General features: G+C 40.6%; 7 protein-coding genes. All 7 read left to right on the plus strand.

All coding sequences use genetic code 11. The annotated features are described in order from the left end of the window. Positions 1-3 precede the first annotated feature (3 nt). Positions 4-2001: a 4-alpha-glucanotransferase gene (gene malQ, locus H5183_RS09830; protein WP_182731587.1), complete on the plus strand. Its 1998-nt coding sequence runs from the start codon at positions 4-6 to the stop codon at positions 1999-2001. After that, positions 2002-4230, plus strand: a complete 2229-nt coding sequence (glgB, locus tag H5183_RS09835) for a 1,4-alpha-glucan branching protein GlgB (RefSeq protein ID WP_182731588.1) — start codon at positions 2002-2004, stop codon at positions 4228-4230. It begins immediately after the preceding gene. Further along, entirely contained in the window at positions 4214-6274 is a 2061-nt protein-coding gene (glgX, locus tag H5183_RS09840; RefSeq protein WP_145235917.1) for a glycogen debranching protein GlgX, read from the plus strand. Before glgB ends, glgX begins: the two co-directional genes overlap by 17 nt. Beyond that, the gene (locus H5183_RS09845; protein WP_145235914.1) at positions 6264-8789 is read left to right on the plus strand and encodes a glycogen/starch/alpha-glucan phosphorylase; all 2526 of its coding nucleotides are present in this window, start codon (positions 6264-6266) and stop codon (positions 8787-8789) included. The genes glgX and H5183_RS09845 overlap by 11 nt, the downstream gene beginning before the upstream one ends. Before the next feature lie 14 nt (positions 8790-8803). Next, complete coding sequence (glgC, locus tag H5183_RS09850; RefSeq protein ID WP_145235911.1) at positions 8804-10105, plus strand: glucose-1-phosphate adenylyltransferase; 1302 nt, start codon at positions 8804-8806, stop codon at positions 10103-10105. 31 nt (positions 10106-10136) lie between these two features. Continuing rightward, on the plus strand, positions 10137-11684 hold the full coding sequence (locus H5183_RS09855; RefSeq protein WP_182731589.1) for a glycogen synthase: 1548 nt from the start codon (positions 10137-10139) through the stop codon (positions 11682-11684). A gap of 118 nt (positions 11685-11802) precedes the next feature. Then, positions 11803-13014 (plus strand): EAL and HDOD domain-containing protein, encoded by a 1212-nt coding sequence (locus tag H5183_RS09860; protein ID WP_182731590.1) that lies wholly within the window; start codon positions 11803-11805, stop codon positions 13012-13014. Positions 13015-13020 lie beyond the last annotated feature (6 nt).

Consider the following 13020-nt stretch of genomic DNA (forward strand, 5'->3'; position numbering starts at 1 on the left):
TAAATGGAGTCTCTTTCACAGCTTTTTTATCTACATGGTATTGGCTATGAATACACCAAGTATACTGGTGAACACGTGGTTTTTAGCGATGCAACCCGCAGTGCGGCACTCAGTTGTTGTGGTGTTGATGTTACGGATCACGCCCAAATTTCTCATTTAAATATCAGCTTAGATGCCAATAAATGGCTGCAATTAGTACCCGATTGTAGTTTGGTATGTGCTGAACAACCAGCCGTTAAAGTGCGTATTGATAAGCGTATGTTAGGGCAACAATGTACAGTCTCATTTGCGCAGCTTGATTTGCCCAGCATTACTCACCAATTAGCTGATTTACAATGCAGTGGCGATTATTTGTTTAACGACGTCACTTATTTAGAGCTCATTTTCCCGCTTCCAGCATTGCCTACTGGTTATCATGATGCAAGCATTAACGTTGCAGGTTTAACGGCTGAAACTCAACTGTGGGTGACACCTAAATATAGCTTTCAAGTGACGGATAAAAAACAAAGTGGGCTTTCAATTCAACTTTACAGTTTAAAAAATAATGCAGCACTAGGGATAGGCGATTTTGCCGATTTATTATCGCTGACAGAGCAAGCAGCAAGTCATAAACTGGATTATATTTTACTCAATCCACTGCATTTATTATTTTCTGAGCAACCAGAGCGAGCAAGTCCATATAGCCCGAATAATCGTGCATTATTAAATCCACTCTATATATCAATTGATTTATGCGATGACAGCATTAATAACCCCAATATCACTGCGTATTTACAAAGCAACTATGCGAGTGACTTTAAAAAGCGGACTCTGCAGTCGCAGTATATTAATTACAGTGCAGTGAGTGAGTTCAAATACGCAGCCTTTAACTTGCTATACCAGCATTTTTGTATGCATGGGAGTAAGCACCGCAAACAACACTTTAGTGATTTTTGTCAACAACATGGTGCGACACTTGCGACCTTAAAAGTTACTGACAGCGACTTTGCTTACTACTTGCAATGGCAAGCATATGTGCAATTAAAATTATGCCAAACTACCGCCCGAGAGCAGGGAATGAGTATTGGTTTGATCAATGATTTAGCGGTGGGTTGCGCCGGCGATGGTAGCGAATTCCTCAATCAACAATCGTTATTTACCGATTCTGCTTATGTAGGCGCACCGCCTGATCCATGGGCAGAGCATGGCCAGAACTGGGGATTGCCAGCACTGAATCCGATTAAGCTCAGTGATAATAATTTTAGCTACTACCGAGCATTGATCCGTGCAAATATGGAAAACGTCGGTGGTTTGCGTATCGATCATGTTATGGCAATTCGCCGTTTATGGTGGTGTTTCGAGCATCAACAGCAACAAGATGGTTGCTATGTGTATTATCCATTTGAGCATTTATTAGCGGTACTGACAATAGAATCCCATTTGAATCAATGTATTGTCATTGGTGAAGATCTTGGGGTTGTTCCACCAGAGGTGAAAGCTGCACTTGCAGATAAAGCAATATTTTCAAATAGCTTATTCTATTTTGAAAAAGATTATCAAGGTGAATTTTTAGCGGCCCAGTCATTTGCGCCACAATCATTGTTAATGGTTGCAAACCATGATGTACCGCCTTTCTTTGGTTGGTGGCAGGGGCTTGATCTTACTTTGAAATTAAAATATCAATTAATTGATGAACAACAGTTAACTCAACTGCGTGCAGACCGAGATATTGAAAAACAACGACTACTGCGTTTTCTGTCAGGATGTGCAGTACACACCTTGTTTTTAGATAGTACAGCAAGTGATGTTTATCAGGCGCTGACCTTAGGCTTGGCCGCTGCACCAGCGCGGTTATTTACTATCCAGCTCGATGATTTAGATGAGCAAACGTTACCTGTAAACATTCCTGGAACGGATCAAGAATACCCTAATTGGCGTCGGGTATTAACGCATTCAAGTGAACAAATATTCACACGTCACAGTGCATTCCTCAGTGCTATTAATTCCATAAGGACTAATTAAATGAACAGTATTGTTCGTAAAACCGCAAAGTCACAGCACTATGATCAACAAGTTAATGCTTTAAAGCGTGGCTGTTTTAAAGATCCGTTTAGTTTTTTAGGCGTACATGCAATTACTGACACGCACAGTGAAATACGCTGTTATATGCCCGGGGCAACAAAAGTAACGATTAAACTGCCTCAGAAAATGATTGTTAGCACACGCTATGGTGATTCAGATTTATTTATAGCACAGCTTGATAATCAAGATATTTCAGCTTATCAGCTAGTGGTAGATTACAGCGATTGTCAGGTTATTTGTGAAGATGTGTATAGTTTTGATAGCAGCCTAGATGATAGTGCAATGTACTTATTTAATGAAGGCACATTAGAGCACGCATATCGCCATCTTGGTACCCACTTTATTGATTTTAAAGGTGTTTCAGGTGTGCGTTTTAGTGTTTGGGCACCTAATGCTAGCAGTGTTTCAGTTATTGGCGAATTTAATCACTGGCAGCAAAGCCAACACTTTATGCGTTTTAACCCTGCGTCTGGAGTCTGGGACTTATTTATTCCAGAGCTCAGTGAAGGTCAGTGTTATAAGTTTTCTATAACAACTCTCAGTGGCGAAGTGCTCGAAAAGGCTGATCCATTTGCATTTAAAATGCAGCAAGCACCAGGCACTGCTTCAGTACTTCAAACTCGGCCCGCAGCAATTAAACTAACTGATAAAATGCAACGTCAGCGTGTTAAACGCAACGCGATTGATGCACCTATCTCTATCTATGAAGTGCATTTAGGTTCTTGGCAGCGAGAAGAGGGAGATCGTTATTTAACTTATCAAGAATTAGCACAGCGGTTAATTAATTATGTCACTGAACAAGGCTTTTCGCATATCCAACTTATGCCGATCAGTGAATTTCCATTTGATGGTTCTTGGGGGTATCAGCCAGTTGGCTTATTTGCACCAACGAGTCGGTTTGGCGGTTTGGATGATTTTCGTTATTTTGTAGAGCAATGTCACCAAGCTAACATTGGTTTACTCATTGATTGGGTTCCAGGCCACTTCCCAAGTGATCCGCATGGCTTGCATCGTTTTGATGGCACACATTTATTTGAACATGCCGATGTGCGTCAAGGTTTCCATCCAGATTGGAATACCTATATCTACAACTATGATCGCCCAGAGGTCCGCAGCTTTTTAGTTGCTAATGCAATGTATTGGTTAGAAGAATTTGCCATTGATGGATTACGTGTCGATGCTGTTGCCTCAATGCTGTACCTTGATTACAGTCGTGAAGATGGACAGTGGATCCCGAATAAGTTTGGCGGGCGCGAGAATCTTGGTGCTATTGAGTGTTTAAAGCAAGTTAACTTACGTTGTTATGCTAATAACCCCGGCATTATGATGGTGGCTGAAGAGTCAACAGCGTGGCCTGGTGTTACCCGTCAGGTGAATCATGATGGCTTAGGATTTGGCTACAAGTGGAATATGGGCTGGATGAACGACAGCCTTCACTATATGCAACGCGATCCATTATATCGCCAACATCATCATCATGAATTAACTTTTTCGATGGTGTATGCCTATAGTGAAAATTATATTTTACCTTTGAGCCACGATGAAGTGGTGCACGGTAAAGGCTCATTAATTGAAAAAATGCCTGGTGATGATTGGCAAAAATTTGCAAATTTACGCGCGTACTATGCATTTATGTGGGCGCATCCGGGCAAAAAATTACTGTTCATGGGCGGTGAGATTGCCCAGCGTAGCGAGTGGAATCATGATCAATCAATTGATTGGCATTTGCTTGAGCATCTATCGCATCAAGGTGTGCAACGAACTATCGCGCAGCTCAATAAAGTATATCGCGAAGTTCCAGCTTTACATCAGCTAGATACTGAACCGTCAGGTTTTAGCTGGATCGATAATCAAAATGCTCAACAGAGTATTTTTAGTTTTATTCGCTTTGCTAAGAAAGCCAGTCATTACGTGGTTGTGGTAAGTAACCTCACACCAACGGTTTATCATGATTATTGTATTGGTGTGCCAAGCTCAGGTGAATTTGAAGTAATTTTAAATACCGATGATGAACAGTTATTTGGTTCTGGAGTACAAGTGTGTGGGCAATCAGCTAAAACAACTAGTACAGCAACTCCATGCCACGGGCATCAACATAGTATTAAACTCTCACTGCCAGCGCTTGCGACGGTTTATTTAAAAAGGGTGGCTGATGAGTTTATCGATTGAATTAAATAAAGGGCAAACTTTTCCGCTGGGAGCCAGTGTATTAACAAACGGTGTAAATTTTGCCGTTTATGCGCCATTGGCTAAACAGTTGTATGTGTGTTTATTTGATGCCAGTGGTCATACCGAAGTTTTAAAGTTAGCAATGAATAATAATGAAGGGGGGATATGGAGTTTACATATAACCCCACTGGCTATGGGCACTTTATATGGTTATCGCGCAGAAGGTGAATATCAACCTAAAAAAGGATTGTTTTTTAATAGCCAAAAATTGTTAATTGATCCCTATGCAAAAGATTTATTTGGTGAGTTTACCTGGAGTGAACGCCACTATGGGCAAATGCCTAAAGGTACTTTGAGTACGGTAAATAACGCCATTGATATCCCTAAATCTAAAGTCACACAGCTGCAGCCTTATCAAGGTAAAAAACCGGGCCATAGTTGGGGAGAAACGGTTATTTATGAATGTCACGTTAAAGGCGCCACAGCGCGACATCCCTCTATTCCAAGTCAGCTACAAGGTACCTATTTGGGCTTGAGCCATCCCAGTTTTATAGAGCATTTACGTACACTTGGCGTAACCACTTTAGAATTGTTACCGGTACATAGTTTTATTAGCGAACAGTTTTTAACCGCCAAAGGCCTGCAAAACTACTGGGGTTACAATACATTAAATTTTTTTACACCAAATAAAGATTACTTAGTAACTGATGAAATTGGTGAATTTCAACAAATGGTTACTAAACTTCATCAAGCGGGTATTGAAGTGATTTTAGATGTGGTTTACAACCACACCGCAGAGGCTGGTAGCGACGGTCCTTTGTTATCTTGGCGCGGCCTAAATAACCCTGGTTATTACCGTAGTGTTAACGATAACCCTGAAGTTTATATCAATGACACTGGGTGTGGTAATACCTTAAATATAGACGACCCATTTAGCTTGAAAATGGTACTCGATAGCTTACGTTATTGGGTAGAAATAATGGGTGTTGATGGTTTTAGGTTTGATTTAGCAACTATTCTTGGACGGACGCCGCATGGCTTTAGCCAAACCCATAGTTTTTTACAAGCAATCAATCAAGATCCAGTGTTAAGCCAAGTGAAATTAATTGCTGAGCCTTGGGACATAGGCCCTGGTGGTTATCAATTGGGAGCATTTCCTGCGCCTTGGCGTGAGTGGAATGATAAATACCGTGATGTTGTTAGGCGCTTTTGGCAAGGGCAGCACAATATGCTGGCTGATCTTGCAAAACGTTTACATGGCTCTTTTGATTTGTTTGATCATAATCACCGTGGGCCATTAAATAGTATTAATTTTATAACCAGTCATGATGGCTTTACTTTAACCGATTTAGTGAGTTACGAACAAAAGCATAACGAAGCAAATGGTGAACAAAACCGCGATGGGCACAGTGCTAATTATTCGTTTAATTGCGGTGTTGAAGGCTTTACTGATGATTTAAAAGTTACCTCCATGCGGTTACAACAACAAAAAAACTTTTTACTTACCTTACTACTTTCCAAAGGGGTGCCTATGCTGTCATCAGGCAGTGAAATGGGGCACTCGCAAGGAGGGAATAACAATGCTTATTGTCAAAATAACCGCACTAGTTGGCTGGCATGGAAAGACTCGCAGCGTAGCCACAGCCTCATTCGTTTTATTGACGATGTATTGACCTTACGAAAGCAACACTGTGTGTTTAAACACAGTGTATTTTTACACGATAGCGATAAGCGATTTAGTGTTGATTGGTATACCGAGCAAAGCCAAGCCATGCAAGAAAGTGACTGGCATGATGGTTCAAAACAGTTTTTGATGTATAGCTTAAAAGATACACAACTAAATACGGCATTACTCATTATTTTGAATGCCAGTAATGTGGCAGTTAAATGTCAATTACCTGCTAATCACGATTTATCGGTATGGCGTTTAGCGCTTAGCAGTGTTGATCAAGCAATGGTTAAAAATACAGAACAGTTTGAGGTTGCTGCACAAAGCAGTTGGGTTTTTACAGCCAATTTAGAGGACGAATGTAATGGCGAATAATGGTGAACAAATGTGTGTTGCTAAAGGTTGGCAAGATGCCCCTTTAATAGATGAAAGTACGCTTGAAGATGATTTATCACGCCATTTCTATTATACCCTTGGGCGCGATAAGGTCGGAAAGTCTCAACTGTATTTGTATAACGCACTAGCGTTGACAATTCGCGATCGATTAGTCGCTCGTTGTCGAGCAACAAAACAGCAAATGCACAGTGAAAAGCGTCGTAAAACGGCTTATATATCACTTGAGTTTTTAATGGGCCGAGCACTAGGTAATGCCATTTTAAATTTAGATTTAGAAGAGCAAGTCAAACTTGCACTTAATAATTATTGCGCTCACATTGAACATGTTGCGCAAGCAGAGCATGACGCTGGGTTAGGTAATGGTGGTTTAGGCCGCTTAGCTGCGTGTTTTCTAGATAGTTGTGCGAGTTTAGCATTACCTGTAACCGGTTATGGTATTCGTTATGAATACGGCATGTTTAACCAGTCAATCGAAAATGGCCATCAAATAGAGCAGCCTGATAATTGGTTACGTGAAGGGCATCCATGGGAGCTGAGCGCACCAGAGCAAGCCAAGCGTGTTAAGTTTTTTGGCCATGTTGAAAGTTATACTGATAAGAACGGACGCATTCATCGACAATGGTTAGACACTGAAGATGTATTAGCTGTCCCTTATGATGTGCCGATCCCTGGCTATAAAAATGACATAGTTAACACCCTCAGACTCTGGAAATCAGAAGCCACTGATGAGTTTGATTTAGGTGAGTTTAACGCCGGTAGTTACTCAGAAGCCGTCGCGCATAAAAACCTTGCCGAACAAATCACCATGGTACTTTATCCTAATGACAGCAGCGAAAATGGTAAAGAGCTACGTTTAAGGCAGCAATACTTTTTATCGTCGGCGAGCTTACAAGATATTGTTGGTCTATGGGTATCACAGCATGGTGAAAAGTTTAGTGATTTTGCTGATTTTCATGTTTTTCAACTTAATGATACCCACCCAAGTATTGCTGTTGCAGAGTTAATGCGATTGCTGATTGATGATTATGACTTGGATTGGGATGCTGCATGGCAGATCACCACAAAAACCATGGCGTATACCAATCATACGTTGCTTCCAGAAGCGCTCGAAAAGTGGTCTGTGTCATTATTTGCGCGTTTATTACCGCGTATTCTTGAAATAATTTATGAAATAAATGCGCGCTTTCTTGCTCAAGTTGCGTTGGCATGGCCGGGTGATGTTGCAAAACAACAAGCGTTGTCTTTAATTGAAGAAGGCTCAGATCCACAAGTAAGAATGGCGTATTTAGCCATTGTTGGCAGTTTTTCAGTTAATGGCGTAGCAGCATTGCACACAGAATTACTTAAAGAAGGTTTGTTTAAAACTTTTTATGAATTGTGGCCTGAAAAATTCAACAATAAAACTAATGGTGTAACGCCAAGGCGGTGGATAGCTCATTGTAACCCTAAACTAACCCAGTTGATTGGTGAAAAAATTGGTCAAGATTGGGTGAGGGATTTTGCGCAAATTAGCCAGCTGCGTCGCTATTATGATGATGTTAAATTCCATAAACAATGGCAAAGCGTCAAACTTGAAAACAAACAACGGCTAGTTGATTTAGTCAAAGCACGTTGTGGTGTTGAATTTGATACTAGCATGCTATTTGATGTGCAAGTTAAACGAATTCATGAGTATAAGCGCCAATTACTGAATGTATTACACATTATTCACCTATATGACCGTATTCGTCGTGGCGATACCGCCAATTTAGTGCCACGCTGTGTATTACTAGGAGGCAAAGCAGCACCGGGGTATTACATGGCTAAGCGCATTATTAAGCTAATTAATAATGTTGCAGATGTGATCAACAAAGATCCACTTGCTCAGCCTTATTTACGGGTGGCATTTTTACCAAATTATAATGTTACAGCAATGGAAACTATTTGCCCCGCAACAGACTTGTCTGAACAAATTTCAACCGCAGGTAAAGAAGCATCTGGTACTGGTAATATGAAGTTTATGATGAATGGTGCGCTGACAATTGGCACTTTAGATGGTGCTAACATAGAAATTCGCGATGCAGTAGGAGCTGATAACTTCTTCTTATTCGGTGCACAAGCTGAGCAAATTGAAGGAATAAAACAAAGCTATAACCCATTACATATTATTCATAATACACCTGACTTACTGAATGTTATGCAATTACTTGAAAGTGGGCACTTTAATTTATTCGAACCTGGTTTATTTGACGACATTATTGGTGCAATCAAAAGTCCTCATGATCCTTGGTTGGTTGCCCACGATTTTGATAGTTTTGTACAAGCTCAAAAAGCTGTTGAACACGCTTATCAAGATCAACAGCATTGGACGCAAATGAGTATTTTAAATACTGCGGCCAGTGGTACTTTTTCAAGTGATAGAACGATCAGCCAATACAGTGATGATATTTGGCATTTAGAAGCATTAACAACATCTAGTTCGGCCGACACAGCCGTAAGCAATAGCAAAGATTAATACGGAGATAAATTATGCCAAGTTATGCAAATCGCTACATAAGTAGTCTGACACGAGAAACCTACGCACTGATTTTAGCAGGGGGCAGAGGTTCACGCTTACATGAATTAACAAATTGGCGGGCCAAACCGGCGGTTTATTTTGGTGGCAAACATCGTATTATCGATTTCCCGCTATCAAACTGTATTAATTCAGGTATTCGTCGTGTTGGGATTGCAACACAATATAAATCGCACTCGCTGATCCGCCATGTTAACCGTGCATGGGGTCATTTTAAAAAGGAACTGGGTGAATCTGTAGAGATATTACCTGCATCACAGCGTTATGGTGACGAATGGTATTGCGGCACTGCTGATGCGGTGTTCCAAAATATGGATATTATCCGTCATGAGTTACCTAAATATGTAATGATTTTATCTGGCGATCATGTTTACCGTATGGATTACGGTGGCTTATTGGCAAAACATGTAGAAACTGGTGCGGACATGACAGTGTGCTGTATAGAAGTTCCCTGCGAGGAAGCTGCAGAAACATTTGGTGTGATGACGGTAGATGAAGAAAAGCGAGTGCGTCGTTTTGACGAAAAACCGAAAATGCCAAGTTCAATTCCTGGTCGTCCGGGGACTTGCTTAGCATCAATGGGTAATTATGTATTTAATACTGAGTTCTTATTTGAACAACTAAAAAAAGACGCAGAAAACGAAGGTTCAGGCCGTGATTTTGGCCATGATATTATTCCGGCAATTATTGAAGAGCATAATGTATTTGCTTTTCCATTTCGAGAGCCTGGTCATGACGGCCAACCTTATTGGCGCGATGTGGGTACACTGGACTCATTTTGGGAAGCAAACATGGAGCTGGTGATGCCAGAACCACAGCTGGATTTATACGATCCAACTTGGCCTATTTGGACCTACCAAGAACAACTGCCACCCGCTAAGTTTATTTTTGATAATGACGACAGACGTGGCATGGCTGTAGATTCAACCGTTTCAGGCGGCTGTATCATTTCAGGCTCGGTGGTTCGTAAATCACTGTTATTTTCTAATGTACATATTCGTTCATACTGTGAAATTGAAGAGTCGGTGATATTACCAGGTGCAATTATTCAACGTAATTGTCGCATTCGTCGTGCTATTATCGACCGTGGTTGTGAAGTGCCTGCGGGTGTTGAAATCGGTTTTGATCGTAAGGTCGACGAGGAAAATGGTTTTAGAGTGTCTAAAAAGGGCATAGTATTAGTGACTCGTGAAATGCTCACAGAACTTTCCAAAAAGCTTGAGCGCCAAGAGCGTGAGAGTAAACAGTTAGCTTAAATATCATACAGTTGTAGGAAGTAAGAAAAAGATGCATGTATTAATGGTTGCGGCCGAAAATGACGCTTTACCAAATGCCAAAGTGGGTGGTGTTGCAGATGTACTACGAGATTGTCCCAAAGCATTAGCGGAGCTTGGCTTAACCGTTGACGTGGTTATTCCAGATTATGGTTTTACCGCGTTAGAGCGTGTGCAATTAGGCACGCTCCATGTGCCCTTTGCAGGATATATTTATGATGTTCAAGTGTCGCAAGTATATGTAGATCAGCAGCAAGTCAGGCAATTAGTAATGTCACATCCGTTATTTAGCCAGCACCATGGCGCTGTATACTGTAATGATGATGGTGACCGACCTTTTGCCACTGATGCCACTAAGTTTGCATTATTTAATGCTGCAGTGTGTGAAGCGCTATTGCAAGGTGTTATCACCCGTCCCGATGTGTTGCATTTGCATGATTGGCACAGTGCGTGTGTGGCGGTATTGTTAAAGTTTGATCATCGGTTTGCATCTTTTTCTTCTTTGCGTAGTATATTTACAGTACACAATATTGCACTGCAAGGGATCCGCCCATTCAAAGGAGATGATTCAAGTTTAGAAGCATGGTTTCCGGCGTTAAGTTATAACGGCGAGGTATTATGCGATCCGCGTTATCCTCATTGCTTTAATCCGATGCGCAGCGCTATCAATTTAGTTGATAAGATACATTTAGTATCTCCAAGCTACGCACTAGAAGTATTGCAAGCCAGTGAACCGCATAACGGCTTTTTTGGTGGCGAAGGTTTAGAGCGCGATTTGAATAATGCGATGGCAAACAATAAAGTCGTCGGAATATTAAATGGCTGTGAGTACACTGAGCACAATCAAAATGCGCAGATAAGCAGTACGTTATCACAATTATACTTTGAAATAGAGCAGGCATTGTTTGCTTGGATGGCTAAAGAAGTTAACCTGCAAAGCAGTTACTATATAGCTCATCAGCGGTTACAGCAGTTTATTGAGCAGCCAGTTAAAGGGCCTTTAGTCACCAGTGTTGGACGCCTAACCGATCAAAAAGCTTTGTTACTGCGCCAACCCTACGAAAACCAGCAAGTGCTTGATGCATTGTGTGAAAAGTTAAATGAACAGCAAGGACGTATGATAATTTTAGGTTCCGGTGACACGGCTCTTGAAGATGTCATGACAGCCGCCATGGCGCGTAATAGTAACCTATTGTTTTTAAAGGGTTATGGTAATAACGTTGGCGAATTACTGTATGAGTTAGGAGACTTATTCTTGATGCCAAGCTCCTTTGAACCATGCGGTATTAGCCAAATGCTAGCTATGCGAGCTGGACAGCCTTGTTTAGTGCACCAAGTTGGTGGCTTAAACGATACCATTACACATATGGAAAATGGTTTTAGTTTTAGTGGTGACACATTACAAACACAAAGCGAGGCGCTAGTAACGTGCTTCGATAATACTCTTACTCTGAAACAAGAACAACCCAAACAATGGGTCGAAATTGTCAGCAATGCAAAGGCTGCTCGCTTTACATGGTCCCACGTAGCAAAGGACTATATTAGTAAACTTTATAATTAATACTGCTATTTATCATCTTACTAGCTATAATGGATTGTAATAACATTATGATTTAGTTACTTAGTATTGTTTTTTATTTTGTAACTAACCATCAATAGTCGAGTTTAAGGGTGAAGAAGTGCAAGTATTTGTTGCGCGCCAAGCAATATTCAATCGTCGTCAACATGTAGTTGCCTACGAATTGTTGTTTCGTAATAGTAGTGATAATTATTTTCCGGATATTGAAGAAAGTGTCGCAACGGCGAAACTGATCATGGAAAATCAGCTTAATTTTGGCACTCGACATATTACTTCTGGTAAAAAAGCACTGATAAATATCGGTCCTGATTCTTTAAAAATGGATTTATGTGCATTTTTGCCTTCGCAAGATGTGGTACTTGAGTTGCTCGAAACAATTGAGCCGACTGAAGAAAACTACCAGCTATGTCGTGCGCTGTTTCATAAAAACTTTGTGTTAGCACTTGACGATTTTGTATATGAGCCTAAGTGGGAAAGGTTTTTAAAACTTGTTAAATTAATCAAATTTGATATTCAAATAACTCCTTTGCAGCAAATTGAACCGCTTATTCGACGGCTGCAAAAATACAAAAAGCTAAAGTTGCTTGCCGAAAAAGTCGAAACTATTGATGATTTTAAAATAGCTCATAAGATGGGCTTTGATTATTTTCAGGGTTATTTTTTTGCCAAGCCGGTAGTCATTCAACAAAGAGACATTGATATAAACTATGCATTAGCCTTGACCATCTATGCACAAGTTATGAAAGAGCATCCTGATATCAATGCGATTGCGCGATTGTTTCAATTAGATACAGCGTTAGCATTTAAGTTATTAAGATTGATCAACAGCGGTGTGTTTCCTGTCCAAAAAGAAATAGAGTCACTCAAACAGGCTTTAGTTTATTTAGGTCATGATCATATAAAGAAGTTTGTTAGCTTGATTATCACCGCTCACGTTGCACAAACGAAACCTAACGAATTGATCAAAATGTGTATCATTCGGGCCCGATTTTGTGAGCTGATAGCGAAAAAGATAGCGCCTTCGCAAGCGAATAGTGCCTTTTTAACCGGTCTTTTTTCGTTGTTGGATGCAATATTAGATCGCCCAATGGAGCAATTACTCCTTCGTTTACCATTTCCAGAACCAATCAAAGACGCTCTAATGGAAGAAAAAAACACCCTGTATTATATCCTTGCAACAGTAAAAGCGTATGAATCAGGTAGCTGGTGGGCTATGGAGCAAGCAGTTGTATTTATTAACATAAATAGTGATTTACTACCTAAGTTTTATAGAGATGCGCTAGACTGGTCAAACATACATAAGCACAACTAACAAGTC

This window comes from Pseudoalteromonas sp. SR44-8 (assembly GCF_014163635.1).
GTDB classification, from domain to species: domain Bacteria; phylum Pseudomonadota; class Gammaproteobacteria; order Enterobacterales; family Alteromonadaceae; genus Pseudoalteromonas; species Pseudoalteromonas rhizosphaerae.

Coding starts and splice junctions, on each gene's coding strand:
- malQ (WP_182731587.1), top strand. CDS start 4: ATGGAGTCTCTTTCACAGCTTTTTTATCTACATGGTATTGGCTATGAA.
- glgB (WP_182731588.1), top strand. CDS start 2,002: ATGAACAGTATTGTTCGTAAAACCGCAAAGTCACAGCACTATGATCAA.
- glgX (WP_145235917.1), top strand. CDS start 4,214: ATGAGTTTATCGATTGAATTAAATAAAGGGCAAACTTTTCCGCTGGGA.
- H5183_RS09845 (WP_145235914.1), top strand. CDS start 6,264: ATGGCGAATAATGGTGAACAAATGTGTGTTGCTAAAGGTTGGCAAGAT.
- glgC (WP_145235911.1), top strand. CDS start 8,804: ATGCCAAGTTATGCAAATCGCTACATAAGTAGTCTGACACGAGAAACC.
- H5183_RS09855 (WP_182731589.1), top strand. CDS start 10,137: ATGCATGTATTAATGGTTGCGGCCGAAAATGACGCTTTACCAAATGCC.